Source organism: Seinonella peptonophila (assembly GCF_900129355.1).
Taxonomy (GTDB): domain Bacteria; phylum Bacillota; class Bacilli; order Thermoactinomycetales; family Thermoactinomycetaceae; genus Seinonella; species Seinonella peptonophila.
Genome location: NZ_FQVL01000001.1, coordinates 57,720 through 83,911, shown reverse-complemented (window position 1 = coordinate 83,911; position 26,192 = coordinate 57,720). Strand labels below are relative to the sequence as shown.

28 protein-coding genes and 1 riboswitch are annotated in these 26,192 nt (G+C 37.3%); of the genes, 7 read left to right on the top strand and 21 right to left on the bottom strand.

The window, feature by feature from the left end; genetic code table 11:
• Positions 1–5 precede the first annotated feature (5 nt).
• Positions 6–2,465: an excinuclease ABC subunit UvrA gene (gene uvrA / locus BUB71_RS00410; protein ID WP_073150210.1), complete on the bottom strand. Its 2,460-nt coding sequence runs from the start codon at positions 2,463–2,465 to the stop codon at positions 6–8.
• Positions 2,466–2,653: 188 nt separating this feature from the next.
• On the opposite strand from uvrA, the gene BUB71_RS00405 reads away from it, so the two are divergent.
• Positions 2,654–3,361 (top strand): TioE family transcriptional regulator, encoded by a 708-nt coding sequence (locus BUB71_RS00405; RefSeq protein ID WP_073150206.1) that lies wholly within the window; start codon positions 2,654–2,656, stop codon positions 3,359–3,361.
• Positions 3,362–3,591: 230 nt separating this feature from the next.
• Here the strand turns inward: BUB71_RS00405 and BUB71_RS00400 are convergent, their stop codons facing one another.
• The 12 genes from BUB71_RS00400 to BUB71_RS00345 all read right to left on the bottom strand — a co-directional run bounded on the left by BUB71_RS00400 (position 3,592) and on the right by BUB71_RS00345 (position 13,023).
• On the bottom strand, positions 3,592–4,128 hold the full coding sequence (locus BUB71_RS00400; RefSeq protein ID WP_073150203.1) for an NADPH-dependent FMN reductase: 537 nt from the start codon (positions 4,126–4,128) through the stop codon (positions 3,592–3,594).
• 58 nt (positions 4,129–4,186) lie between these two features.
• Entirely contained in the window at positions 4,187–4,807 is a 621-nt protein-coding gene (locus tag BUB71_RS00395; RefSeq protein ID WP_073150200.1) for a flavin reductase family protein, read from the bottom strand.
• A 19-nt stretch (positions 4,808–4,826) separates the two neighbouring features.
• Positions 4,827–5,429, bottom strand: a complete 603-nt coding sequence (locus BUB71_RS00390; RefSeq protein ID WP_073150196.1) for an alpha/beta hydrolase — start codon at positions 5,427–5,429, stop codon at positions 4,827–4,829.
• On the bottom strand, positions 5,426–6,376 hold the full coding sequence (locus BUB71_RS00385; RefSeq protein ID WP_139278935.1) for a VOC family protein: 951 nt from the start codon (positions 6,374–6,376) through the stop codon (positions 5,426–5,428). The genes BUB71_RS00390 and BUB71_RS00385 overlap by 4 nt, the downstream gene beginning before the upstream one ends.
• 55 nt (positions 6,377–6,431) lie before the next feature.
• Positions 6,432–7,319: an agmatinase gene (speB, locus tag BUB71_RS00380; RefSeq protein WP_073150189.1), complete on the bottom strand. Its 888-nt coding sequence runs from the start codon at positions 7,317–7,319 to the stop codon at positions 6,432–6,434.
• 16 nt (positions 7,320–7,335) lie between these two features.
• Positions 7,336–8,133, bottom strand: a complete 798-nt coding sequence (locus BUB71_RS00375; RefSeq protein ID WP_073150186.1) for an ABC transporter permease — start codon at positions 8,131–8,133, stop codon at positions 7,336–7,338.
• The gene (locus tag BUB71_RS00370; RefSeq protein ID WP_073150183.1) at positions 8,111–8,947 is read right to left on the bottom strand and encodes an ABC transporter permease; all 837 of its coding nucleotides are present in this window, start codon (positions 8,945–8,947) and stop codon (positions 8,111–8,113) included. Before BUB71_RS00370 ends, BUB71_RS00375 begins: the two co-directional genes overlap by 23 nt.
• On the bottom strand, positions 8,940–10,052 hold the full coding sequence (locus tag BUB71_RS00365) for an ABC transporter ATP-binding protein (protein WP_073150180.1): 1,113 nt from the start codon (positions 10,050–10,052) through the stop codon (positions 8,940–8,942). Before BUB71_RS00365 ends, BUB71_RS00370 begins: the two co-directional genes overlap by 8 nt.
• Positions 10,028–11,065: an ABC transporter substrate-binding protein gene (locus BUB71_RS00360; protein WP_073150177.1), complete on the bottom strand. Its 1,038-nt coding sequence runs from the start codon at positions 11,063–11,065 to the stop codon at positions 10,028–10,030. The genes BUB71_RS00365 and BUB71_RS00360 overlap by 25 nt, the downstream gene beginning before the upstream one ends.
• Before the next feature lie 240 nt (positions 11,066–11,305).
• Positions 11,306–11,710 (bottom strand): hypothetical protein, encoded by a 405-nt coding sequence (locus BUB71_RS00355; RefSeq protein ID WP_073150174.1) that lies wholly within the window; start codon positions 11,708–11,710, stop codon positions 11,306–11,308.
• Between the two features lie 206 nt (positions 11,711–11,916).
• Positions 11,917–12,555, bottom strand: coding sequence for a DedA family protein (locus tag BUB71_RS00350; protein WP_073150171.1), 639 nt, complete (start codon positions 12,553–12,555; stop codon positions 11,917–11,919).
• Between the two features lie 63 nt (positions 12,556–12,618).
• Entirely contained in the window at positions 12,619–13,023 is a 405-nt protein-coding gene (locus BUB71_RS00345; protein ID WP_139278933.1) for a hypothetical protein, read from the bottom strand.
• Positions 13,024–13,227: 204 nt separating this feature from the next.
• Between BUB71_RS00345 and BUB71_RS19325 the strand changes: the two genes are divergently transcribed.
• Both BUB71_RS19325 and BUB71_RS00340 read left to right on the top strand, forming a co-directional pair.
• Positions 13,228–13,371, top strand: coding sequence for a hypothetical protein (locus BUB71_RS19325; protein ID WP_175552234.1), 144 nt, complete (start codon positions 13,228–13,230; stop codon positions 13,369–13,371).
• Positions 13,372–13,604: 233 nt separating this feature from the next.
• Complete coding sequence (locus tag BUB71_RS00340) at positions 13,605–14,291, top strand: endonuclease V (protein ID WP_073150163.1); 687 nt, start codon at positions 13,605–13,607, stop codon at positions 14,289–14,291.
• Positions 14,292–14,309: 18 nt separating this feature from the next.
• On the opposite strand, the gene BUB71_RS00335 is transcribed toward BUB71_RS00340, so the two are convergent.
• The 7 genes from BUB71_RS00335 to BUB71_RS00305 all read right to left on the bottom strand — a co-directional run bounded on the left by BUB71_RS00335 (position 14,310) and on the right by BUB71_RS00305 (position 21,504).
• Positions 14,310–15,368, bottom strand: coding sequence for an acyl-CoA dehydrogenase family protein (locus tag BUB71_RS00335; RefSeq protein WP_073150160.1), 1,059 nt, complete (start codon positions 15,366–15,368; stop codon positions 14,310–14,312).
• A 156-nt stretch (positions 15,369–15,524) separates the two neighbouring features.
• A complete protein-coding gene (locus BUB71_RS00330; RefSeq protein WP_073150156.1) occupies positions 15,525–17,195 on the bottom strand; it encodes a hypothetical protein in 1,671 nt (556 codons plus the stop codon).
• Between the two features lie 120 nt (positions 17,196–17,315).
• Positions 17,316–18,236: an AEC family transporter gene (locus BUB71_RS00325; RefSeq protein ID WP_073150153.1), complete on the bottom strand. Its 921-nt coding sequence runs from the start codon at positions 18,234–18,236 to the stop codon at positions 17,316–17,318.
• A gap of 115 nt (positions 18,237–18,351) precedes the next feature.
• Entirely contained in the window at positions 18,352–19,332 is a 981-nt protein-coding gene (locus BUB71_RS00320) for a sulfonate ABC transporter substrate-binding protein (protein WP_073150150.1), read from the bottom strand.
• A gap of 22 nt (positions 19,333–19,354) precedes the next feature.
• Positions 19,355–20,104, bottom strand: a complete 750-nt coding sequence (locus BUB71_RS00315) for an ATP-binding cassette domain-containing protein (RefSeq protein ID WP_073150146.1) — start codon at positions 20,102–20,104, stop codon at positions 19,355–19,357.
• Positions 20,105–20,121: 17 nt separating this feature from the next.
• Positions 20,122–20,904, bottom strand: coding sequence for an ABC transporter permease subunit (locus BUB71_RS00310; RefSeq protein WP_073150143.1), 783 nt, complete (start codon positions 20,902–20,904; stop codon positions 20,122–20,124).
• Between the two features lie 3 nt (positions 20,905–20,907).
• Entirely contained in the window at positions 20,908–21,504 is a 597-nt protein-coding gene (locus tag BUB71_RS00305) for a carboxymuconolactone decarboxylase family protein (RefSeq protein WP_073150138.1), read from the bottom strand.
• A 102-nt stretch (positions 21,505–21,606) separates the two neighbouring features.
• Positions 21,607–21,709: riboswitch (SAM riboswitch) on the bottom strand.
• Positions 21,710–21,890: 181 nt separating this feature from the next.
• Here BUB71_RS00305 and BUB71_RS00300 point away from each other — a divergent pair.
• Positions 21,891–22,418: a CAP domain-containing protein gene (locus BUB71_RS00300; RefSeq protein WP_073150133.1), complete on the top strand. Its 528-nt coding sequence runs from the start codon at positions 21,891–21,893 to the stop codon at positions 22,416–22,418.
• Positions 22,419–22,509: 91 nt separating this feature from the next.
• Here BUB71_RS00300 and BUB71_RS19920 read toward each other — a convergent pair whose 3' ends face one another.
• Entirely contained in the window at positions 22,510–22,914 is a 405-nt protein-coding gene (locus BUB71_RS19920; protein WP_245815478.1) for a transposase, read from the bottom strand.
• An 80-nt stretch (positions 22,915–22,994) separates the two neighbouring features.
• On the opposite strand from BUB71_RS19920, the gene BUB71_RS00290 reads away from it, so the two are divergent.
• The 3 genes from BUB71_RS00290 (at position 22,995) to BUB71_RS00280 (ending at position 26,036) form a co-directional block, all read left to right on the top strand.
• A complete protein-coding gene (locus BUB71_RS00290) occupies positions 22,995–24,587 on the top strand; it encodes a bifunctional metallophosphatase/5'-nucleotidase (RefSeq protein ID WP_073150128.1) in 1,593 nt (530 codons plus the stop codon).
• A gap of 233 nt (positions 24,588–24,820) precedes the next feature.
• Positions 24,821–25,384: a GNAT family N-acetyltransferase gene (locus BUB71_RS20320; RefSeq protein WP_073150125.1), complete on the top strand. Its 564-nt coding sequence runs from the start codon at positions 24,821–24,823 to the stop codon at positions 25,382–25,384.
• A 301-nt stretch (positions 25,385–25,685) separates the two neighbouring features.
• Positions 25,686–26,036 carry a hypothetical protein gene (locus tag BUB71_RS00280; RefSeq protein WP_073150121.1) on the top strand — a complete coding sequence of 117 codons (351 nt, stop codon included), beginning with the start codon at positions 25,686–25,688 and terminating at the stop codon, positions 26,034–26,036.
• Positions 26,037–26,192: the final 156 nt, after the last annotated feature.

Below are 26,192 nucleotides of genomic sequence, written 5' to 3'. Positions count from 1 at the left end.
TCTTTTTATATATTAACTAAGTTAGCTTTACTCAAAAATTGCCCTGTATAAGATTGAGTATTTTTTGCCACTTCCTCTGGAATGCCAGATACAATGACCTGACCACCCATTTCTCCACCTTCGTGCCCCATATCAATCACCCAATCCGAGGCAGAAATCAGATCCATATTATGTTCAACTAAGATAACAGTATTACCAGCATCTACTAATTTGCTAAGTAATACATATAGTTTTTCTATATCGGTAGCGTGCAAACCCGTTGTCGGTTCATCTAGTAGATATAGGGTATGTTCATGACTTGAACTGCTTAACTCTTTGGCCAATTTCAATCGTTGCCCTTCTCCTCCTGAAAGCGTAGTGACGGGTTGTCCCCACTGCAAATAGCCAAGCCCCACTTCACATAATAAGTTGAGCAGCTTTACAATTTTCCTCTGTTTCTGGAATAAGGAGAGACTTTCTTCTATTCCTAACGATAGGATATCTGTAATTGAATAACCTTGGTACTGTATGGCTAAAATCTCAGGTCGATACCTTTTCCCTTTACATGCGGGACATGTAACCTTTAAATCGGTTAAAAAGAACATATCAACATCTACAATACCCATACCTTCACATCGTTCACATCGACCGCCAGATGTATTGAAAGAAAAGTGCTTAGAACGAAAACCTTTCTTTTTTGCCTCAGGTAAAGAGGCAAAAAGGTTACGCAATAGGGTAAATAAATCAAGATAAGTTGCTACATTTGATCTTTTCATGCGAGTCAATGGAGCTTGTCCAACTGTAATCATCTTTTGAATCCACTCAAGCCCTGTAACAGCTTGACAACCTATTACCTTTTTATCGTTTGCATTTGCTAAAATATCAAATACAAGTGTTGATTTCCCAGAACCTGAGACGCCTGAAACAGTAATCAAAGAGTGTAATGGAAATGAAACGTTTATATTTTTTAGATTATGGTGTGTTGCCCCATGAATGGTTATAGCTTTACCATTTCCACTGCGATTTTTTGATCTCAATGGGGATGTTGTTTTTAAAAAGTGACCTGTAATTGATTTTGGTTGAGTCATCAATTCACTCGGTGACCCTTGTCCAATGATTTCCCCACCAAAACTTCCAGCTCCTGGACCCATATCAATGATATGATCAGCAGCTTCGATCACTTGCTTGCTATGCTCAATTATTAAAACCGTGTTTCCTAAATCACGTAGTTCTTTTAATATTTGAATCAAACCTGCTGCATCTCTCGGATGGAGTCCAGAGGTTGGCTCATCTAATAGATACAGCACCCCAGTCAAACCTGATCCTAGCACAGTAGCTAATCTTAACCGCTGAGTTTCCCCTCCAGAGAGTGTGATTACTTGTCGATCCATTGTCAAATATCCTAAACCTACACGATTTAAACGATTTAACTTTGTTAATAAATCATGTAAGACCGTATCAAATAATGCATCGTCAGTTTTTCGTTCTTGATCTCTAAGTTGTTCAATCCAGGTTTGTAACTCAAATAAAGAGAATTGGGATAGATGAGGAAGCGTCTGACCGTTTACAGTAACTTGGCGACTCTCTTCATTTAATCGCTCACCATTACAATCCGAGCATATTTGCGTTTGAAAATAAGCAGCTTCACTTGACTGTCCATCCTTCTCTCGATATTTTTGCCACATACCAGTAAGTACTCCTTTAAAACGTCCTTTCGTCACTGTTTTAGGGGGAGAAATCGATGGAAAATGCCGAGAAAATTCCTCACTTTCTACTCCGTATAAAAGTAAATCCCATTCAACATCCGTATACTGAGCTAACGGTTTCTCTAGGTCAAATTCAAATTTGTAATGTTTACTAGCCGCTTTTAAAATCGAAAAAAGGTATGTGTTCATACTTTCGTACATAAAAGTAATAGCACCTTCTGATAGATTCTTCTTTTTATCAAAAACTCTTTCTATATCAATTTCCATAACCGTTCCCAACCCACCACAAGTCCTACAAGCCCCATTTGGTGCATTAAAAGAAAAGTCTGTTTTTGTTAAAATCCGATTCCGAGCATTACAAGCCGGACAATGGATCTCTTCATGGTCATAAGCTGCTTCTTTTGGAGGAATCATTGCTCGACATGCTATACACCGACGCTGGCCTTTTTGTTGAAATATAAGCCGTAATAGTGCGTATAAATCAGTTACTGTACCAACAGTAGAACGCGGATTACGATTTGTGGCATGTTGGGTAATCGCAATAGATGGCGAAAGCCCGATAATCGTATCCACCCTCGGTTTTGACATGGAACCTGTTGCCAAACCACTTGATTCCATATATTGACGTTGACATTCCCTCTGTAAAATATCTAAAGCGAGCGTTGATTTTCCAGAACCTGATGGTCCAGTTACTACAACCAATTGATATTTTGGGATTTTAATTGAAATGCTTTTTAGGTTATTTTCCTTTGCACCTTTTATAATAATAAATTCTTTCATCTCTCAACCTCCTCTATCTATACTTTACAACATTCATGCAAGTGCAAACCTAGCCACCAAAGCTAATTGAAAACAAAGCATATATACTCTAAAACCTTATCTAGGTGGTTGAATCTTTTCATTGAATGTTTGATTCTAGTGCTCTGATCTGTTAATGTTTAAAAACATGAAATAGAGGAGGAACAAAATTGCGCTATTATAAGCCAATCGAAATTGCTAGAGAACTTCAAGTGAGCACTAGCGCATTACGGCATTATGAAAGCTGGGGATTGATTCCAAAACCAAAACGAGCCAAAAATGGCTATCGACTTTATACAATTGAACATCTTGCCTATTTCCGTTGCCTCCGTGCTATGTTTGCAGGCTTTGGTGTCCCTATTACCTCCAAAGTGTTGAAACATCTTCAAAAAAAGCAACTAGACCAAGCCTTATGGATCGTAAATCAAGAACTGTCGAAATTACACCAAGAAAAATTACTCACTGATCAAACCCTAGAGGTCATCCAAACGTTTGATTTTCCTAGTGTGAATGATAGAAGGATCCAAAAAAAAATGACGATTGGAGAAGTGGCTTTACTAGCAAATGTAACCCCCTCTGCGATTCGTCATTGGGAAAAAGAAGGATTATTACTACCCCATCGTGATCCTCTAAATGGATATCGTATCTATTCACCAAACGATTTACGTAAAATTCTGCTTATTCGTATGCTAAGAGAATCAGTTTATTTTCTAAAAAGCATAAAAGAATTGATTCAGGCATTTGATAACAAAAAAATAGATGACCTTAAAAAGATAACACAACAAGCAGTTTCAATCATCAATCGAAGAAATCGTCTACAGTTACACGCTGTTCATCAATTAATGGAACTATGCAATGTAATACATTTACTCAGCTAAGTGATAAAAATAAGAGCAACTCCCATCTTATTTTTTTATTCATTTTACATGATATAGTTTGTTTTGCAAACTTGTTTATAGTATTAAAATTTTATAATAAAAAGATGTCAGATAGTGAGAAGCTGCATCCTCCCTCATCCGACATCTACTTTCATCATTCTCTGAAGCTGGTGATTTTCTTACTAGTTAAATATAATCCAAGGTGTATCATGAACAACCAGCGTTTCTTATTAAGAGCGCAGCCCTTTTAAAGCATTACTCCATGCCAAGACCTGATCTAACATCATATTGACATTATCGAAATGTAAATCTTGTGGCTTAAATTGGTTAAAATTTTCAAAATCCGTAAACAGAGACAATGTTGGATGTGTACGTACATCAGCAATTTGCAACTCGCCCATAATGCCTCTTAAATGTTCTGCAGCTCTAGCGCCACCAGTAGAACCATAGCTAACCATACCAGCCGCCTTATTATTCCACTCATCGCGTGCTAAATCGAGAGCATTTTTTAAAGCACCCGTTATGCTATGGTTATATTCAGCAACGACAAAGACAAATCCATCTAATTCCCTTAGCTTTTCTGTCCAAGCTCTTACCTGTTGTTCACCATTTGGATCACCTAAAAAAGGTAATTGATAGTCAGCAATATCAACGACTTCATAATTTGCGTCACCGCGCTGATCCGCAATTTCCTTTACCCATTTGCCAACTTGTGGGCTGACCCGTTCAGGTCTCGTACTTCCTAAAATAATCCCTATCTTTAACATAATCTACCCTCCTAACATACCATCAGTAATTACCTTTCCCAAAACTTACCGAAATCAGTCAATCTTTTTGTATAGGTCTTTCGATTGAAAAAACCTCTCCAATTTTCCCATAATCATTACCTGCTAATCTGCTAACAGGACGAAGTGCGCCTAGATCAATTTTTCCTTGGTCATACAATTCTTCCTCAACATGCAAACAAACAACTCGACCTATTATCAGATCACATGCTGGTTTCTCTTCACTCCCTCCTAATGGTAAAATTTTATCTAACTTACATTCCATTCGAATTTTGGCTTCTGCAACGCCTGGAACGGAAACAAACTTACTGGGACAAGGAGAAAATCCGGCAAACTCAATCTCACTTTGATTGCTGGGAAGTGGAATAGAAGCTTGATTCACTTGTTTTACATTTGATTCTTCTGTTATATGTACTACAAATTCCCCTTGTTCCACTGCGTTTCTTGCTGTATCCTTTTGAACACCATCTTTTCTACCAACTGCTATCGACAATAAGGGTGGATTTGAAGTCACAGCATTGAAATAACTAAATGGAGCAGCATTTATTATACCTTGGGAGGAAAGAGTAGTGACTAATGCGATAGGCCGAGGAATAATACTTCCAATCATCCACTTATAATTTTCCTGTTGGCTTAACGTGGTCACATCTATCACTTTCATTCAACGTCCCTCCTATTTTTTATAAAATATAACAATTATACCATTTTATCGAAAAATGAACTTCAGGCTCTGACAATTGATGACCATGATTTTCCCAATGGACTGTTAGCTCAGCCCCTGCTTCCTTTAGAAGTTTAGCTAATTCTTCGGTTTCCGTTATACTGCAAATAGGGTCATTTTTCCCTGCTCCTATTAAAACAGGCATTCCCGCTAATTGAGGGATCATTTTTCCGCGTATTGGCACCATAGGATGATATAGAATAGCACCTTGGAAAATTGCACCATAATGAAAAATCATGCTTGCAGCAATGTTTGCTCCATTTGAATATCCAACAATAACAATCTTCTGTCTGTCGAGTTGATATTTCTCTATGGCTACGTCAATAAACTCTTTTAACTCTTTTGTCCGAAAAACTAAATCTTGCTCATCAAATATTCCTTCAGCAACTCTTTTAAAGTATCGAGACATTCCATTTTCAAGTACATTCCCTCGTATACCAAGCAATGTAGAATTAGGATTCAATATACTTCCAATTGAGAGTAAATCATTCTCGTCACCACCTGTTCCGTGTAACAATATGATGGTATGAGGCGATGATCCTTTTATATAAGTATGAATCATGTTTGATCACCTTCTAAAGCACGTACATTTATAGGTGGCAGTAACTGCTCAAGTTCATTTCGATGAGGTTCTAACCAAAGAGGTAACTTCAAATTTCGGCCTAACTGATCAATAGGTTCATCAACCGTAAAACCTGGAGAATCTGTTGATATTTCAAAAAGAATCCCACCTGGTTCTCGAAAATATAATGCTAAAAAATATTGTCGATCAACTTGATCAGTAGGTTGTAATCCTAAAGATAATATCTTCTCTCTCCACCTTAAATGTTCTTCTTGATCCTGAGTACGCCAAGCAATATGATGTACAGTACCTAATCCACCCATTCCTCGTTCTATACTATTTCGATTAAGGTCAATTATATTTCCTAGAGCCCCATAAGAAGATAATCGAATCCAATTTGAATCCTCAGCTATTCTTTCTAATCCTAATCCTTCTTGAAGAAGACCCAATGTTTTATTAGGTGATAAACTATATAACTTAGCACCGCCTAAACCTTTTATTGCATGTATTGTTGAAATCCCTTCAACTGACCATTCACTATTCTCTCCATCTGCTCGCTCTACTAGCTCTAACTGTACTCCGTCAGGATCTTGAAAACATAAATACATTTCATCAAACCGTTCAATAACTTGGTAAGTTACATCATAATTTTTTAACCTGTCTTCCCAAAATGATATTGCTCCAATAGGAATTGCAAAAGTAACCGACCCTACTTGCCCACCTCCTATTCGACCTCTTTTACCTTGGTTAAACGGAAAAAAGGTGATGACTGAGCCTGGTGTACCTATTTGATCTCCGAAATAGAGATGATAAACTTCTGGAGCATCGAAGTTAACCGTTTTTTTTATCAACCGTAATCCTAATACGCCCACATAAAAATTCACATTCCTTTGTGCATCATATACAAACGCTGTAATATGATGAATCCCTGCTGTTTTTAATTTCAAGATACTAACTCTCCTTTTTTCCTGAAATATAAAAGACATCCAAATCGATGTCACTTTAATTATGGTTTACAATAGACCGTTGTGTTAAACAATCAAAAAGGATACGTGCTGCAATACTCGTTGTTATTTGCTGATGATCGTATAGTGGATTTACTTCCGCTATATCCATCGCGTCAATATGTGGATAAAGATGATCTAGAATAGCAAATGACTGTGCAGGGGTCAAACCTCCTGGTTCATTTGCCCCGGTTCCTGGGGCAAACGCTGGATCAAGTACATCTATGTCAAAAGTAAGATAGATCTTTTCTGCACCAGCACAAGCGTCCAAGGCTTGATCTGCTACTTCTTTCGCCGTCATTTGATGAACTTCTCTTGCAGTCATTTGCACAATCTCATTTTGCTTCAAATACTCTGCATACCATGGATAATTGTAACTTCGAACCCCAATTTGTACGATTTGCTTCGCCTCAACTCTTGGCAGTTCTAATGCTCTTCTCATCTGACTACTTTGAGAATATTTGCCCTGGATGGGATCATCATCAACCAAATCTAAGTGTGCATCAAATTGAATGATTGCTATATTCCCCTCACTTTGCTCATGCAGTGCCTTTATGATTGGATAGGAAATCGAATGGTCTCCTCCAAGTACAAAAGGAAAAGTATTTTCTTGTAACATCTGTTTCACTTTTCGCTCTGCATTCTCAAATGTCGCCTCTCTACTATAAGCTACAATCTCAATATCCCCGTAATCGATCATATCAACATCATTTAGATCAACTAATCTTCTTCTTTCCACATCGTATACTTTCCGGTCAGAAATTCGATTTTGAAACCACTGAACTGCTTCTCGGATTTCTTTCGGTGCATAGCGTGCTCCAGGTCGGCCTAATGAAGCGCCTCCATCCCAAGGAAATCCCACAATCCCAAATCTTTTGTTTGCCATATTCCTCCCTACCTTTCTACATTTCTAGGTACCGATGGATTTTCCATTTCCACTCTAATAAAGCAATCAATCCAAAAGAACAAATGACGATCAAACCTGCTAATGCTGTAACAACCGGATTAATATCCATTGAAACAAATTGATAGATTCGAATGGGTATTGTAATCGTATCAGCATTGGCAAGAAAAACGGTGACTGTATACTCATCAATAGAAACCAAAAACGCTAAAATCGCTCCAGACAATATCGCCGGAAGTAATTGAGGGATAACAATCGTCCGAAAAGCATACCAAGGAGTAGCACCATGAACAATCGCAGCTTCTTCTTGACTTACATTAAATTGCCTCAAACTGGCTATTAAGATACGTGTGATATAGGGAGATATAATGACTGAATGAGCCAAAATGATCCCAATCGACGAGCCAGTCATCCCAAGTGGAGCAAAAAAGATCAATAATCCAATTCCAGTTGTGACTAAAGGCACAATCAGTGGGCCTAGAAAGAAAGATTCCAACAAACTACGAAAAGGAAATCGACCACGCACTACACCCAATCCTGCTAGCAGCCCCAGCAGAGTTGCCAATACCGTTGATACGAGTCCAATATAAAGACTCAACCAAATTGATGAAAGTGCTTGTTCATCTTGAAATAAGGTTTGATAACGTTCTAGTGAAAATGAATCAGGTGGAAATTGGAACATATCTGAGTTACTAAAAGAAATGGGCAAGATTACAATTAATGGACTCAAAATAAACAAAATTAATAAAAACACTAAGAAATATATAATCCCATTAGTCCATTTTCCTTGGAGCATGTTGTCCCCTCCTTTCTAGTAGGTTAAAGATAGAAAGGATCAAGATAACCATCACAAATAATACAAATGAAAGGGCTGCACCCATATCGAGATTTCCAACAGTAACAATCAAATCGTAAGCAATGTTTGCAATCAAATAATTCTTTGGTCCACCACCTAGCATAATGGGCACCAAAAAAGTACTTGCAGATAACGCAAAAGCAATAGAGCCACCTGCATAAATTCCTGGGAGTGACAAAGGGAACGTAATACGCCAAAATGTACGAAGTGGTGAAGCACCTAACATATTGGAGGCCTCTAGCAACGATGGTTCAATCTTCTTCAAGGAGGTATAAATGGTCAGAGTAACAAAAGGTAAAATAAAATGAACAATCCCAACCACAATAGCTTTTTCGGAAAATAAAAGTTGAATCTTTCCAAACAACGATGTAAGAGCTTTCAGAATCGGACTATTCTCTCCTAAAATGATCAGCCATCCGTAAAGGCGAACTGTTAAGCTCATAAACATTGAAGAAACCACGATTAATAACCAAATCCCTTGACGCTCAGGTCTACGTGTCACGATAAAATAAGCCATCAAATATCCTAATCCTAATGCAATCACAGTACTGATTACTGCAACTGACAGAGTCTTCATGAGTACTTGAGTGTAAATACTAGTCGTTAAAATTTTGATGTAATTATCAAAGGTAAATTGATCATTAATCCACAAACTTGTATAGAACACCTTTAATAAGGGATATAAAAAAAAACAAAACAAATACAAAATAGCGATAAAGCCCATACCTGTATATAGCCGTGTCATTCTATTCATCAGAATCATCTCCTGGGAAAAAACAGATCCCTGAAGAATCAAAAACGATGGAGATCTGCTCTCCTTGCTTAGGAGAAGGGACAATCATCTTCGGAATCACTGCCGTTAAGTTAACTGCTTCATTGACCAGCTGAATTTGTACCTCAGTCTCCCCCCCCCGATAACGAGCATCCAGCACCACAGCAGGTAAATTTCCTTTGTCTTTTACCAAAGTTTGTTGATATTCAGCTACTTGAATCGCGTTTGGACGAATGAAAAGCTGTCCCTTTTTACCTGCTAACGAATTGATTCCCTGATGACCAATCGGAACATTGATTTGACCCACAGTTGCTGTATTATTGTCTTGTAAAATAGCATCTTCCAAACGATTCACATAGCCAAAAAAGTCTGCCACAAAAGGTGTCTTAGGATGCTGTAAAATCTTCTCAGGACTGGCAAATTGTTCGATCTTTCCATGATTTAATACTGCAATCTTATCTGACAAATAGAGCGCTTCATTTTGATCATGTGTGACGTATATCGCAGTGAAACCTAAAGTGCGATGTAGTGTATGAATTTCATGTAACATCTGCTCTTTTAATCTTGCATCAAGATTGGAAAGCGGTTCATCAAATAACAATAAAATGGGTTCCGTCGCCAAAGCCCTTGCCAAACTAACCCTTTGTTGCTGCCCACCAGATAATTCTTTTGGTTTACGCTTGGCGAATGGCAATAAATCAACCAATTCTAAATATTTACTAACACGTTCTTTCATTACTTTTTTCTCCAGTCTACGTGCTTTTAGACCATAGGCAACATTTTCATAAACGGTTAGATGCGGGAAAAGGGCATATTGTTGAAAAACCATGCCCATATTTCGTAAATGCGGTGGAATATGTTCGATATTTTTCCCTTTCAAGATAATACTTCCTGAATCAGGTTTCACTAACCCTGCTACAATTCGTAGAATGGTGGTCTTACCAGAGCCGCTAGGTCCCAACAATGACAAAAATTCACCTTCTTGAAGTTGAAAACCTACCTGATCAATCACTCTCTCTCCTTGATACTCTTTCACAATGGAATCTAAAGAAATGGCTATCTCTATTTTGCTGTTGCTTCTTGCCATTTTTGTAACCATTCCTCTCGCTTTGGAAAAATTGTATTCCAATCAGGTGTAATTAATTGATTTACTTTATCTTTTCCGTAGACGACTTGTTGTTGTATATTTCCTTCTAACTTAACACTTGAATTTGTAGGTCCATAATATAACTCTTTTGCAAATCCTTTTTGTGCATCTGGATTCATTGCAAAATCGATCAATTTTTTCGCTAATGCTTGATTCTTACTTTTCTTTACAACCCCCATCCCGCTTCGAATTAAGATTCCTCCTTCTTTGGGAATAACAAAATCGATAGGTGTCCCTGATTGTTTCAATGTATAAGTTCTTCCATCAAACCATGATGCCATTACAATGCCGTTTGTTTTAAAGAGCGCTTCCGGAGCTGAAAACGACTGATAATATTGTGCGACTGACAGCTTTTTAAAAGCATCCCACACTGGTTGCATATTTTCATTGGACGCATGCGTTGCTTTTTGTGTCATTAACAGATCAGGAATCCATTGGCTCATCATTGCGACTTTCCCTTTTATCGTAGGGTTCCAAAGATCATTCCAGGAAGTAGGTTTCTTCACTTTTTGTGGATTATATGCAATCCCCCATGCGCCAAAAACATTTGTTAAACCATATGTTTTCCCTGATTTGTCATTTAAAAATGCTTGTGGATAAAGCTGACCCCAGGTTGAAAACTCATCTTTTTTCAATGATTGTAACAAGCCTTTATTCGCAGCCTCAATAATATCAAAATCATCTAGCTGAACAACATCAAGAGAGCTACTACCACCTTGTGACATTTTTGCTACACCTGTATAAGGTGCTAACTTTACTTTTACGCCAGGATTTTTAGCTTCAAAAGGCTTTACAACATACTTAGTAAAAACCTCATCATACTTCCCACCAAAAGAGCTAACTACTAGTTCTTTATTTGTGGAACTCTTTGTTCCTGCACAAGCAGTAATTGATACAAATGCTAGGATCAATAGCGATAAAACAACAAATTTTTTACGCCATAGATGCAACATTCTTTTTCCCCCTCAATACATTTAAAAGATCGGTTTTAATATCTTCAAAAACATGAAAATAGATTCCAATTTCGACAGACAAAAATAAAAGCATAGACGAATTATAATATAAATTTATTTGTTATGTATATAATTTTATATATAACAAATAAAAGCCACCCCAGTCCTCATTTTAAGAGAGAACCGGGGTAGCTTGATTCCTTGGCGCCATCTTGAATTGGGATGACTTGGTTCTAAACGTCACACAGAACGATTTAGCCTATCCCCATTGCGTCGACGAACTCGCTTGGTACGACCGTTAGGTGGACTACTGATGATTCGAGCGGTGCCTGTCGGCATTACAGAAAGCCAGCACCAGGCTCCTGGAAGTCCAGTACAGTCCCTCCATTTGTCGACTTCAGCTGGAAGGCTCATCTCGAACGATTCGAGACATGGATCGAGTAGCTGAAACTTGCCTTCTGCCTTAACTTTGATCGCCTCTTTTCCATCGAAGTAGACGACCGATTCAGAAGCTGACCGTTGTATGGAGGCATTGACTCCCTTCGGGATTTGGAAACGTAGTTTCATCCCGTCTCTTGTAGTCAGGACAATATAGCCAGTTTGCTTGTCGATTGAAGATGTAAGCGGAGTCGGTGGATTCGTCATGACACCTCTCTTTATCTCATACGGAATGTCTGAGTGGATCCCACAACGCAAAAAGCTGTGGGCAGCTTCATCTTGCAATGAATTCCTCAGCGTCATTTACGCCTATGGAAAATCGCATTCCCAATAAGGGGGAGTTACCTCATTTTCTATTAAAGCATTCCAAATTTGTATTCGTCAAAAAAATAAACAACATCGTCAAACTTACTTCATGAACCTGACTCTCGATCTAACTTGTTCGAACGCTGCTTTAACCAAATGTATAGACGCCAGCTAATCAATCCCACTAACAGCAATCCAATACCAATAAAAATATATTTTAAATACTGTTCAATCAGAAGAAAAACCTGTTGCCATTGTGGTCCAAATAGATAGCCAATTAAAAAAAAGAACGTTACCCAAATTCCTGCACCAGTATATGCGTACAACGCAAATGTAGAAAATGGAACACGAATGATCCCAACAAAATAACCAATAAATTGGCGAATACCAGGCGAAAAATAACTGATTAAAAAGAGTTTATTTCCATGTTTATGATATGCATTTCTCGTTCTTTCAAGCGTCGCTGGTTTTATAAATATCCATTTTCCATAACGCTCCACAATCGGTAAGCCAATCGTATATCCAATCCAATATGTGATTGTCATGCCAATAATTGATCCAAAATAAGCGGCAACTATTGCAGGCAACCAATCAAATACTCCTTTATACGCTAGATAACCTGTATACGTTAAAGTCGTATTTCCAGGGGGAATGGGAAGAGCAATTGCATCAAGTGGTAACCCGATCAACAACACAAAGTAACCATATTGCTTAAATAATTGCTCAACCAAATCAATTAAACTCATGTCGACTCCCCTATTCAGTTGAAGTTCATGAACTTCAACTCGTTGTTTGTGCAGCAAACTTGTTTAAGATAAATCATCTTTATCTTCTTTCTCTTTTAGTCTCTCCATTTTCTCATCCAGTTGGTCAATTTCAAACATCCATTTTGCTACTTTTGGATCTTCAGAAATCAATTCCCACTCTCCTTCACCCAATCGAATGTATGTTTTTAATCCTTCTGCAAACCATTCAATCTCACTTTGAGGATCAACCTTCTCCTCCAATTTAATTTCATCAAAAATTAGCTGCCATTTTTCATTAATTTTCCGTTCAATTTCTTCTACTTCTGTTGCTCTAACAAAATGTATATATAATATATTTTGTTTAGAAATCATTGTAATCCGTTGATTATGTTCAATTGTAAGAAAAGATTGGTTTACATTCTTCATTTGTTTATATGTATCTTCTGCGAGTTCCCCACGCAGTTCCAATACCAGGCCATCCAACATCTCTATTCTCGCTGTTTGTATCATTGTTGTTAACAGCCCTTTCATCACATTCTTTGGCATTAGGTACCGAATGGTTACAGCACAGATTATCACTCCGATTCTTTAAGGGTACAGGAAAACAACTCTCTTTGCATCATTCATTTTCATATACAAATCGTTTATGATAGTGAGGAGGAGGAGATACAATTGGGTAAAATTTTTACATTTGGTTGTATTGCAATCATAATCCTGATCGTAATCGTAATCGCGTTAATTGCTTTTGCATTTAATTTCTTGGGTAATACCGACCTTTGGCCACTCATTGTAAACCTATTTCAACTTTTTAATTAGTAAAAAAACCATAGCCCTTTCATCATTAACAAGAGGCTATGGTTTTTCTCTATTTATTTGTTTTAATAATAATTCTATGGCTGCACCAGGAGAGCCTAAAATACAAATTTTCTTCAAAGCAAATCATCTTCTTCACTGTATTATGATAAAATGTTATAAATTGTACTTTTCTTTTTAAATGATAAATATGATTGATTGAAATCATTTTATTTCATGCTAAGGTGTGGCATCTTATGAAAGTTAATCATGTACACTCGTTTTCTCTTTCGATCCCTGAAATGAAAAACAAACAAAGAGAATTACAACAGAAAATTGAAATTGCCCCCTATCACGGAACACCAACTTTTGTCGCAGGAGTAGATGTTGCCTATCATCAACAGATGGGTATTGCTGTGATTATTGTAATGGATTTCAAAAGTATGCAAGTAGTAGAGCAGGTTTGGCAAATAGATCAAGTTACACAGGAATATATCCCTGGGCTGCTTGCCTTTCGAGAACTTCCCTTGATTTTAACTGCTTGGAAAAAGGTTACCATTGAACCAGAGATCGTCTTTTTTGACGGAAATGGTATTCTTCACCCTAATCGTGTTGGAATTGCTACCCATGCTAGCTTTTTCCTTGAGAAACCAACGGTTGGGATTGCGAAAACTCCATTTATTGGTCATTATCTAGAACCCGATCCGCAGAGAGGCTCGTATACCTTCATTTATGAACAAGATGAAATGATCGGTGCTTCCTTACGAACTCAGCCCAATGTCAAACCAGTTTATATCTCAGTAGGGAATCTTATTGACCTTGATTCGTCTATACATCTTTCGATGCAATTGGTTGGTAAAACGAGTCGCATTCCTGAGATAACAAGACAAGCAGATATTTTAACACGAAAAATACGCAGAGAATATCTGTCTCACCCAAATTGATATAGTCATCTTTAACTGTCAAATGGGTTGGAGTAAGGTATGTTGGCTAGCTGTTAGCAAATCTCTCCATGCCTGATTTAATAATGTATCTTCCATTACAGCAGATAAGCCAAATAAAGGTAGTAACTCCATCCCGATTGATAGCATCCACTTCGTCAACTTCTTACAACAAGTGGTAACCTGATGCTGTTCTGATCGGGTTAAGTGGCCTTCTTGCACAAACTGATCCCAAGATCCACTAACTATGCTATAAAATTCAGCACGACATTGGTCAAATCGACTTACGTGCTCATTTATTTTAGTTAGGATAACAGAATATTTTTGTTGATTCATTATATTCCATACTTCTTGTTTCTGGTTAAGAAATTGCTTTACTTTATCAAGGAAACGTTGACCAATTCCCAAAACAACTGCAGCAAATGATACTTCGGCAAATGTTTGAAATGGATATTGATAGATGAATTCATCAAGAAATGCTTTGGGCTGTGTCAATTGAAAAGTCAACGCTGCTGGTACAAATACTTGATCGACTAAGATGCTATGGCTCCCTGTTGCTTTCAATCCAATTGCATTCCAGTCTCGTTTTACACGTACTTGCTCAGGCTGTAATATCACAGCTAGAACTTCTTCTTTTTTTCCTTGCATGACCTTACAATTTGCTGTAAAAGTGGTCGCATAAGTAGCACCACTACAATACTTCCATTCTCCTGTAACCAAATACCCTCCATCTTGTGGATAAGCAGTACCACTTGGAGCCCCGCTTCCAGCAATTAATGCTGTTTCTTTTTGATATACTTGTCTACTTACTTCGGGTTCCATAAATGGAACGAAAAAACCTCCACCAGAACCAATTGCTATCATCCAACCCAAACTTCCATCGATCTGTGCCGCTTCTTCAAATATATGAATGGCTTCGATAAAAGGTGACATGACCCCATCTAACGTAGTGGGTACAAATAACTTAAATAACCTCTTTTGATAAATCAACTTCAGTATGTCTGGTGATAGTTCCCCTTGCTTCTCCCTTTCAATCGATGTTGCTTGAATTCTTTTTACGATCTGGTCTGAAAATAACATTTATAAGACACTCCTAATCCTGATTTATCACTAAATTATTGATCGTTAAAAGCATACATCAAAGAGCGTGTCAGATGAATTCTCTTTATTAACCAAGAAAATTCTTCACGCTCTTTTGCCGATCAATATTCATTAACAAACCCTATCATAGCTATTCTATAGTGCGCGATCGAAATTGTTTGTTTGTATAGGAGATTCTAAAACCGGTTTACTTCCTAAAGCAGTTTCCAAGATACTTTGCGCAGTCTCTTTGCTCGATTGGCCTCGATAGATTGATGCATAACGTCCTATAGCTTCAATAATACGCGGCGGCAATGACATATCCTCCCATTTCCGCAAATAGTTTAGCATCTCCTTTGGCGAAAGATGATCCTCTGAACCTAGTTGTGGATCTTTCGGTTCGTGTAAGTAAGCAGCGTGAAACTTCACTAAACCTTTTAGTTTTATATCATTATTTTCTTCAGCTCTAGTATGGTTTGTTTGAAGTTCAGTAAAAAACTGATCTAGCTTCTCTATCTCCTCTATTGAAACTTCTTTTCCATTTCTGATTAGATTCCAAGCCTGTAGATGGCTTAACTGTGTAGGAAATGTTTGATCTTGCATTAAAGATCGGTCAACATGTTGGATAATATGGTACATTGCTTCTCCGCAAAGTTTAGATGGATCTGACCAAGGTAAGGATTCATAAGTTGGATTATGATACCAATCATTAATGGACTCTTTTAATCCATCCCTCATTAGAAAAAGATGTTGGTATAGGTCTTCATATAGCTTCACATCCAAAGGCTGGTTTGATGCTGGAAAAAAAGATAAATCACGCTTTAGTCGATCAATGATCTGTAGCTTTTCTATTGTTTCAACTCGACTCCCCGTCTGAAAAAAATCCGGACGATCAAGAATAGATTTTGCCTCATCTTTTGTTAACCTCTTACCTCTTAGCATTAGTGCCCAGCTTAAGCAGGTTACATGGTCATTAGAAGCTTGTCCTACCGAACCATCTAAAATGTTATCAGATATACGAGCGACACGATGACCACGATATATACTTTCCATTTCTCTTAGTGTGCTTATTAGATTAGTTGTTATATTTTGTGAATCATTAGGCATATTTCCAATAAATCGATCTCCCAGAAAAGCTTCCTCTGTTCTCTCTAGCCATTGTCTAGTTTGTGCTAATATTGTATCATCGAACTGATTATTCTCGTGAGAATAATTGATACGTTGAGAACTCATGGTAAGCGATTGTAAACGATAAGTTAAGCGGGCCCATTGCTCAGGCTTGGGTTCTTTCTGGGAATCATTTTTAATTTCTTCAGTTAGTTCAAAAATGCTTCGAAGATATTGATCAACTTCGCTAAGTTGATTTTCATCTATTGAGCTTTGCCAACAATATGCATGCCAATTCTTCACTGCATTTGGCATATAAGTTTGCTCTGATTGTTTTGGATGAACTTTTCTAGCTTTTTGTGTTAAATGTGACATTGCCGCTCTCATCATCTGTTCTGGTGTGCTCCATCTTTGAAGAGAACTACTATCTGGATATTTTATTGTTGGCTGTTTTGATAATATCTTTGCAATTTCAACATACATATCTTCATAAATCATTGGATCGCTACGTTCGTCTTGCCAATCAGGGACAATTTGTTCAAATTCATTTCTTCGAAGTATTTGGTCAAGAACCTCCAATTTTTCAGCAACCTCTCTCCTATCACCAGTAAAGAAATCTTCATTCGATCGAATTGCCTGTAGATCATCACCTGTTAACTCTTTTTCTGCACAAATTTTCGCCCAAGCTAAAAATACTCGTCCATTTGATGGTTGACTCAAATTCCATTCACCCCTAACGATTTTCAACTATTATATCAATCCTATAATTAGACATTGAATATTCTTCTGATTTTAAAGTCTTTTATCTACAAATCTCTATTCTATACTTACTCACAAGTTTCAAATCCCTTGACTTATAACTACGAGTAAGGGTAAAGTAACAAAGCTAATCAGTGTTGTAATGCCTACTATAGTAGCGACCCATTTTTGATCTCCATCAAATCGTTCTGTAAGTAATACTGTATTCACAGCTGCTGGCATGCCTGCTTGTACTAGCAAAATGGAGGCAAGCATACCATGTATGTGCAAAAGCTGAATTGATAGATATGCTAGTAAGGGAACCAAAAGTACTCGAGAGCAAACAGCAATCCATACTTGAACATCACCCATCATTTTTCGATTCAAGCGACTAAACTGTGCACCTAAGATGAATAATACAATCGCAGGATAAGCGTTTCCTAAAAGCTTTAACGAAGATATAATAGAAGTTGGTAATTTGATATGTAGCCAATAAATGATCAACCCAAATATACAGGCATAAATAATTGGCATTCGAAAAACAGCTAAAAAAGCTTTCATCACTCTCACTTTTGCTCGTGATGCAATATAGATTCCAAGTGTATTGACTAAAATCATCTGACCCACTACATATCCTGCTCCCCAAGTAAAACCCGTCATTCCATATGTTAACATGAGAAAAGGAAGCCCATAGTTACTTACATTACCAAAGAGCATTGTTAATGTGAAAGATGATTGTTTTTCTGATGAATAATGAAATAGCCTCCCAATTATATAGGCACTTAACCAGCAAGTAACTGTATGAAGAAATGTGAATAAGACTAAATCAGACAATATATCAACTTTGGACTCAGCCCCTGTCAAGGAGGCAAAAACTAAACATGGGGCAAGGACATAGAGACTTACAAAGGTTAAATTTTTCGTATCAATCTTTTGAAAGCGTTGCAACAGATAACCTATAAATGTAGCAATACAAATTGGAAGTGTCGTTTGTAATAACACCGAGAATAATGTTGAGTTCATCCACGACTCCTTTTTGTTATCAAGAAAGTTATCATTCATTTTAACATGATGAATGAAACTTAATGCAAAACAAATGCAGCTTATCAAATAGACAAGCTGCATCTCTACACCATAGTTATTTTATATTGTCAGGAAGCCATTTTGGTTTCTGCTCGATTACAGAGTTAATTTGAATTCCTTTTGGAATCAACTTCAATTGATAAAAAGTATCTGCTAGTTCTTGTTGCACCTTGATTACTTGATCGTCAATCCTCTGCACCCCATATTCTCTTCTTTTACTTGCTACTTCAAGCGCTTTCTGATCTATTTTAAGTTCTTTCGATAAAATAGAGGCAACTTCTGTTGGATGGCTATTCGCCCATTGATCTGCCTGGTTTAACTCTTCTAATATCGTTTTAATCAATTCTGGATGCTCTTTAGCAAAAGTTTTAGAGGCAAAATAATAGGTGCGGTTTTCTGTCAAACCTTGTCCATCTGTCAAATAGCGAACCTGTACTTCATTCTCTAAAACAGCTAGATATGGGTCCCAGAGACCTAAAGCATCAATCTGCTTTGAATCAAAAGCTGCGCGAGCCTCTGCCGCATCTTTATAATAGACTGGCTGAATATCTGAAAATGATAATCCCTCTTTTTCTAGTGCCTTTACCAAGAGATAGTGTTGATTCCCTCCTTTGGATACAGCTACTTTCTTCCCTTTTAAATCTTTAATCGTTTGGATAGGCGAGTTCTTTGGTACAACGATTGCAACACCTTTAGGATATGGAGATTCCGCAGCAACATAGACAATTGGTTTACCTCCAGCTTGAGCAAACACGCTATTTCCATCCGACGCATGACCAAAATCAATACTTCCTGCATTTAACGCTTCTAATAAGACAGATCCCATCGGAAAGGGAGACCATTTCACTTTAATGCCTTGCTGTGACAGCTTTTTTTCAAGCGTCCCTCTAGCCTTTAAGATATTTAAAGTATTCCCTTTTTGAAAACCAATGCGAATTTCCGTTATCGGACCTTTACTTTCTTCTTTACCACATCCGAGTAACAAACTAATCATTCCCGCCACTGTTATCAACAAAATTAACCACTTGTTTTTCATCTTTTTGCCTCCATCTACTGATTTAAACGGTAAATTCTATTTCATAATGGGTACGACGAGATTTTTTAATCAATTGATCTAAGATCATCTGCTCATAGTAGACAAAGTCATTATTTCTCTCCCTCGGTCGAGCAAGCTCTATTTTTTGATCAAACGTAATCTTTCCTGCTTCAATTACAATCACACGATCTGCAAGCATTACTGCCTCGCTTACATCATGAGTAACTAAAATCGCTGTAAACTGCTGCTTTGACCACAAATCTTCGATTAATTGTTGCATTTCAATCCTTGTGAGTGCGTCAAGCGCACCCAAAGGCTCATCTAATAATAGTAATTTTGGTTGTCCTGCCAAGGCACGTGCAAGAGCCACCCGTTGACGCTGTCCGCCAGAAAGACTACTTGGCCATTGGTCAAATTTATCAGTAAGCCCCACCATTTCTAACGCCTTTTCTGCTATTGTAGTCTCTTTCGTTCTAAGACCAATTTGCACATTTTTGATCACCGTTTTCCAAGGTAGTAATCGAGCATCTTGAAACATCATTCGTAAATCCGGATGAGTCCCAGTAATTGGCTCTTGGTTGATGTAAATCTCCCCAGCACTCATCTGCTCTAATCCAGCAATTAATCGAAGCAATGTACTTTTTCCACACCCACTTCTTCCAACAACTGCTAAAAACTCACCTGATCGTAAGCTTAAATCAATCCTTTTCAAAACTTCCAGTGATTGAAAGCTTTTTTTCACCTGATCAATCTGTACTGGAATACCTTTCATCTTTGGTTGCTCCTTATTTATTTTGATCTAGAAAAATTAGGATGCCACTTTAGCCATCTCTTTTCTAACAGTCCTGCTAAAAAATCAGATAGTTTACCCAGAAATGCATAGAGCAAAATGCTCAAAATCACAATATCCATCTGCATAAACTCTCGTGCTGAAGTAGCCATATATCCAATTCCTGAGTCTGAAGCAATCGTTTCCGCCACAATCAAAGACATCCACATCACACCTAGTGCATAACGAACACCAACTAGGATAGATGGTAATGCACCTGGTAAAATAACTTGCCAAAACAGTACCTTTCCTTTTAATCCATACACTTTACCCATTTCAAGAAGTCCTGGATCAATATTGCGAATGCCATTAAAAGTATTTAAATAAATAGGAAAGGCAACCCCAAGTGCAACTAAAAATAACTTTGATTCTTCACCAATACCAAACCATAAGATAACCAATGGAATGAGTGCGAGATGTGGAATCGTACGAACCATTTGAATCGATGTATCTAGTAATTTTTCAGAGATTCGTGATAGGCCATTCATAAACCCAAGTAGAAATCCAATCAATCCACCGATAAAAAAGCCGATAAAAGCTCGTTTTGTACTAATCCAAATGTAATGAATCAAACTCCCATCTACGATTAACCGTTCTGCCCCTTTTACCACTTGCCAAGGAGTAGGTAATGTTTCAGCTGATAGAAAACCGAACGAACCCGAAAGCTGCCATCCGACTAAAAAAATAACGGGAACAACCCATACAACAAACGATTTATTTATTAAAGTCTTAATAGATTGCATATTTTAAACTCCTGATTCGATACTTAGATACTCATTGATTAACTCAGCAGTATGTGAGATTGCTCCCCCGGCCTTTAATGCAGCTGCAACTAAAATCGCTTCCCTTATTTCATCTTCTACTATATTGGATTCATCTGCTAGATTTACCAGTTGATCTTGAAGCTGTTCGATTTGCACGAGATGGTTCACTGCAAAAGCAATTAGGATTCGTATGCGAGTGGATAAATGACCCATATCATCAATCGAATCGATAAAAGGAATTGTCGTTTCAATGTGATGAGGAAATGCTTGTCTATCAAGCTCTGATTTTTCATAACGGTAATAAATAGGACTTGCCGCTTCAATCGATGCAGTAATGGTTGCCGCTTCTAGTAACTTTTCAATAGAAATCCCCAAATGCTTTGCTTTTCTTGTATGAAATCGAATGCAGTAAGCACATTTGGTTGAATGCGCAACAGCAATTGCAATCACTTCTTTTTCCTCAACGGTTAACACGCCTTTATTCCAAATGGCATTTGAAAATGAACGATATCGTTGATAAGGTTCTTGGATCAATTTAGGTAACTGTCCAAGCAATTGAACTTGTTCTTTAAATTCCATTAACATAACCTCCAAATATATAATTAATAGGCCTGTTTAATATGTTTTAAAAGTGATGAAAGCCCTCTTAACTTGGAAAGTTAAGAGGGCTTTTCTTACCCTTTCTTATCTGCCAAGTTGAAAACTTGTTGGATTTAGCACAGTGTTAAATAACCTGTTGCTGAGACTTCATCGGGCCAAATCCCTCCATCTCTCTTGATAAGAATCATATATAAAACTAAACCTATCGGATTTATTTAATTATATATTTACTTTTAGGATATATCAACATGGTTTTATTCCTATTTTATAGGTAAAAAATTACACATATTTTAAATATATAGTATATACAAATTAGATTTATTTTGTTAAAATATTGATTATATTTACATCAAAGGAGTGAACATATGCATCAAAGCGAGTTGCATCGTAGAAGATCTTTGTTTTCAGCATCAGTCGTCTTCTTAACACTCTTATTTGTTTTCCAATTTCAACAAAGCGTATTTGCTTCTAAATACCCAATACCTAAAAACCATCAACTAAACGAGTACGAAAAAGAAGTGATTCGTTTAGTGAATGAAGAACGCAAAAAAAACGGACTTAAACCACTAAAAACGCATCAAGACCTCTCTTTTGTTGCCCGTAAAAAATCAGCGGATATGTGTGATAATAACTACTTTAATCATGATTCACCTACATATGGTTCACCGGAACAAATGGTAAATGATCATGGCATTTCCTATTATCATGGGGTTGGTGAAAACATTGCTGAAGGATACCAAACCCCAGCTGAAACAATAAATGCATGGATGAACAGTGAAGGACATCGCCGTAACATTCTTGACCCTGACTATACTCATATTGGTGTGGGTTATGTTGATGGTGGTGGAACTTATGGGACTTATTGGACACAACAATTTATCGGAATTCCTTGACCACTCCCCACGCATGAATACGGGAGATTCTTGGGTATTCTCTCGCTACTGAGAGAAATGAACCAAGCTCAGACTAGCATCAGTAATGGATTTAGTACATGGTGATTCTTGACCATATTTTCACTTGCAAATCTTCCGTGCTGATGACTTGGTTTTCGCGTATCAGCTTGGTAGACAGCTTATGAAGAAAGTCATGACGTGCATTGGTGATCTTTTCATGAATCCGAGCGACTTTGATTCGTGCCTGATGCCAATTCGCCCCATCTTTGGTGCGTCTGGACAGGATTCCCTGTGCTTTGGCTAATCGTATCTCATACTTTCTAAAGTACTTGAGAGCTTTTACTTTTTCACCAAAGGTATTTACAAAAGGACAAAAAAAGAGAGCAAAAGATGGACATGCTTGAAAGAGGATTGAGACCCTCCTTCGCCTGACGCTTGCTTTCATCCCCATAACTAAAGCTAGAAATTTTCCCGCTCGCAATCTTGTACAAGCCATCTCTCTTAGGTAGATGGCTTTCCATAATATACAAAATATATTGAATTTAATGTATAATATTAAAGAGGGAGGTGCGTTTGTTGTCAGTTAACTATAAATATGGAAACATTTTCGTTATTATTTCTTCATTTCTGTTAATCTTGTATTTTATTCACTCAACACCTGTTCATACTTCTCCTCAAACAATACCTATTCAAATCCTAAGCATGAATGATTTTCATGGTCAATTAAACTATACTGATTACATCAATCAACAGCCTATTGGGAGCGCCTCTATCTTAGCCAGTTATTTAAAACAATATCGTATTAAAAATAGCTTTCTTGTACATGTTGGAGATCTGGTTGGTGCAAGCCCTCCGATTTCGGCGTTATTACAGGATGAACCGTCTATTGAAATGGCGAATCAACTGCATGTTGACCTAGCAACAGTAGGTAATCATGAATTTGATGAAGGAATTGATGAGCTCAAACGTCTGATCAACGGTGGCTACCATCCTTCAACTGGATATTTCTCAGGTGCTTCATTCCCCTATTTGGTTGCCAATGTTTTAGATAAAAAGACTAGAAAACCAGTATTTATTCCTTTTTTGATAAGGTGGAAAAGCGGAATTCCCGTAGGATTTATCGGTGTGGTAACAAAAGATACAGTAAACCTGGTAAAAGCAAGCGGAATTAAACAGCTCGTATTTACGGATGAGTCAGAAGCAATCAATCGACAAGTTAAGATACTGCGAAAACGAGGTGTCAAAACAATTATTGTGTTAGCACATGAAGGTGGTCAACAAAATCAGAAAACTCATCAAATCATTGGACCTATTACTACAATTGCCAAAAAAATCGATCCAGAGGTAGACGTAATTCTAGCTGGTCACTCACACACCGAATTAAATGGCATAGTAGCTAACAAATTAATCATAGAAGCTAGAAGTTATGGAACTGCATTCGCTTCTGTTAAGCTTCTTATTGATCAAAGAAGCAAAGAAGTCATAAGTAAACATGCTAAGATCATTCCTACCTTTCATACTAATACAAAACCAGATACAAAAATGAAACAATTCGTAGCAAAAGTTGAACAAAAAGTAAATCCGATCATCTCCCAAAAAATCGGACAAAGTAAAGCTGAGATTTCCCGTCAAGAAAATGAAGCAGGTGAATCAGCATTGGGCAACTTGGTCGCTGATGCGCATCGTTGGGCAATGAAATCTGATTTTGCTTTTGTAAATCCTGGCGGAATTCGTGCTAGCTTACGCGCAGGATCCATCACATGGGGAGATTTATATACTGTCCAACCATTCGGAAACCATTTGATTAAAATGGAGCTTACCGGAAAGCAAATTTTACAACTACTTGAACAACAATTTCAAAATCCTACTAAAAAGCAAATCTTAAAAAGCTCAGGACTTACTTACCAATGGAGAAAGAACACACTTGGGCAATTTCATATTCTAAATCTTAAAAAGACAGACGGCGATGCGATCCAACCCAATTATCTCTATACTGTCACAATGAATTCTTTCCTAGCAGAAGGTGGAGATCATTTTTCTATTGCATTAGCTGGTAAAAAACGAAAGACAGGATCAGTAGATTTGCACGCTTTAATAGCATATATTCAACACCTACCTCAACCCATTCAAGCAAAAATCGAAAAGCGGATAGAGCAGATTCAGGATTAAGAAGAATTTATTTAAATGCTTTTCTACTCAACTATCTTTGTATCTAATTTTTACTTTTGAATAACGTTAATTAGGTAAAGTTTTTTTCAACAAAATAACACAATATAACATGTTACTAAATAGTAACATGTTATATTGTGTTATTAAAGGATTTTCTAATCTAGAGAGAACATCTAGATTAGTTCAAGACAGTGTCTTGAAGCCACCACAGAAACCTGATCGAAAGAATCACAGTGGAAAATACGATACAAGGCCCCCGGATAAGGCTAGAACCTTTAAATCAGTCACATGTACCTGCGCTGTGGCGAGCTCTAAATTCTCCTGAAATTTGGAATCATCGCCACAACTCTAGAGTACCCCGTTCAGAAAAAGATCTAGAGGAGTTCGTTAAGAAGGCTATACTGCGTCAACTTCCATATATAATAATCGACCACGAAAATATTATTGGAACGATATCTCTCAAAATAACGAATCACCATAATCGAGTCGGTGAAATCTGCTATATCCTTATCGGACAAAAGTACTCAGGTAAAAAATATGCCTCTGAGGCCATTTATCTACTCATCGAGTACTGCTTTAAAATACTTCAGTATCACCGAGTCGAAATAGAGGTCCTTCAAGATTCAGCAGCTGAGAAACTAGTAACCTCACTTGGTCTTAAATGCGAGGGTATCAAGCGCGAAGCCAGGAGAATCGAAGAAGATAAGTACACTAACTTAAAGTTATTCAGCCTTCTCGTATCAGAATATGATTCTGAACGAATGCTAGATAAAGTGATTACTAACATATCATCTTAGATAGGGGCAGAATAAAAAGAGCGACAGTTGACCAATTAGGTTACATCGCTCTTTTTCCATTATTCATTGGGCTTTCACTCTGCAACTCGATACAACATATATAGACGATTAAGCATAGATGACTATCTCAAAATTTATTGCGATAAAATGGACTACTCAAACTAAATTTGCACCATTATATCATTTAATCCGATGCTCTATAAAAAACCAACCAGTTGGTTTTTTATAGAGCATATTGGGGTAATAACATAATTGTAAATAATAATAAGGGGCTGAATATTCCGTGATAAGAAAATTGCTTATGTCTGTATTTACTATTTTTGCAATTCTATCCTTTTCGGGAATATCAGATGCAGCTACAGTAATCACTAAAAAAGAGGTCACAATTTCTTATGGTGAAGAAACAAAATCTACTGCCCCGGTTTATCTTTATGCGGGGCAAATTTTAGGCGTTTATGTGGATATTAGCAGTACTTCTGGAAAAACACATTGGTTTATTCGTGATAGTAATAATATTATTATTAAAGAAGGCACTACTGATGCTAATTTTACAACTGGTGCACCCGTTGGTGAATATCGATTATACTTCTCTTGCGGCTCCGTTGATTTAAATTGTTCCGCAAAGGGAATCTTAAGTACCCAACAACCATAGTTTTTTACAAGAGGGTGATTACGCCCTCTTGTTAGAAAAAATAGATTTGAGTTTAATCCCTTTTCTTCCTTTGTATTAAAATAGCCAATCCAAATCATATATGACTTCTGTACTAAATTTCACTTCGATTGTGAATTACACCACCAATACAAATAC

Excerpts from the sequence above, each read along its gene's own strand:
- BUB71_RS00365 (WP_073150180.1), bottom strand. The coding sequence starts at position 10,052 with ATGGCAAGAAGCAACAGCAAAATAGAGATAGCCATTTCTTTAGATTCC.
- BUB71_RS00315 (WP_073150146.1), bottom strand. The coding sequence starts at position 20,104 with ATGAAAGGTATTCCAGTACAGATTGATCAGGTGAAAAAAAGCTTTCAA.
- BUB71_RS00375 (WP_073150186.1), bottom strand. The coding sequence starts at position 8,133 with ATGCTCCAAGGAAAATGGACTAATGGGATTATATATTTCTTAGTGTTT.
- BUB71_RS00395 (WP_073150200.1), bottom strand. The coding sequence starts at position 4,807 with ATGAAAGTGATAGATGTGACCACGTTAAGCCAACAGGAAAATTATAAG.
- BUB71_RS00280 (WP_073150121.1), top strand. The coding sequence starts at position 25,686 with ATGTCTGTATTTACTATTTTTGCAATTCTATCCTTTTCGGGAATATCA.
- BUB71_RS00350 (WP_073150171.1), bottom strand. The coding sequence starts at position 12,555 with ATGAGTTTAATTGATTTGGTTGAGCAATTATTTAAGCAATATGGTTAC.
- BUB71_RS00305 (WP_073150138.1), bottom strand. The coding sequence starts at position 21,504 with ATGGAATTTAAAGAACAAGTTCAATTGCTTGGACAGTTACCTAAATTG.
- BUB71_RS00360 (WP_073150177.1), bottom strand. The coding sequence starts at position 11,065 with ATGTTGCATCTATGGCGTAAAAAATTTGTTGTTTTATCGCTATTGATC.
- BUB71_RS00370 (WP_073150183.1), bottom strand. The coding sequence starts at position 8,947 with ATGAATAGAATGACACGGCTATATACAGGTATGGGCTTTATCGCTATT.
- BUB71_RS00300 (WP_073150133.1), top strand. The coding sequence starts at position 21,891 with ATGCATCAAAGCGAGTTGCATCGTAGAAGATCTTTGTTTTCAGCATCA.
- BUB71_RS00335 (WP_073150160.1), bottom strand. The coding sequence starts at position 15,368 with ATGTTATTTTCAGACCAGATCGTAAAAAGAATTCAAGCAACATCGATT.
- speB (WP_073150189.1), bottom strand. The coding sequence starts at position 7,319 with ATGGCAAACAAAAGATTTGGGATTGTGGGATTTCCTTGGGATGGAGGC.
- BUB71_RS19920 (WP_245815478.1), bottom strand. The coding sequence starts at position 22,914 with ATGGCTTGTACAAGATTGCGAGCGGGAAAATTTCTAGCTTTAGTTATG.
- BUB71_RS00390 (WP_073150196.1), bottom strand. The coding sequence starts at position 5,429 with ATGATTCATACTTATATAAAAGGATCATCGCCTCATACCATCATATTG.
- BUB71_RS00355 (WP_073150174.1), bottom strand. The coding sequence starts at position 11,710 with ATGACGAATCCACCGACTCCGCTTACATCTTCAATCGACAAGCAAACT.
- BUB71_RS00400 (WP_073150203.1), bottom strand. The coding sequence starts at position 4,128 with ATGTTAAAGATAGGGATTATTTTAGGAAGTACGAGACCTGAACGGGTC.
- uvrA (WP_073150210.1), bottom strand. The coding sequence starts at position 2,465 with ATGAAAGAATTTATTATTATAAAAGGTGCAAAGGAAAATAACCTAAAA.
- BUB71_RS00325 (WP_073150153.1), bottom strand. The coding sequence starts at position 18,236 with ATGAACTCAACATTATTCTCGGTGTTATTACAAACGACACTTCCAATT.
- BUB71_RS00340 (WP_073150163.1), top strand. The coding sequence starts at position 13,605 with ATGAAAGTTAATCATGTACACTCGTTTTCTCTTTCGATCCCTGAAATG.
- BUB71_RS00310 (WP_073150143.1), bottom strand. The coding sequence starts at position 20,904 with ATGCAATCTATTAAGACTTTAATAAATAAATCGTTTGTTGTATGGGTT.
- BUB71_RS00320 (WP_073150150.1), bottom strand. The coding sequence starts at position 19,332 with ATGAAAAACAAGTGGTTAATTTTGTTGATAACAGTGGCGGGAATGATT.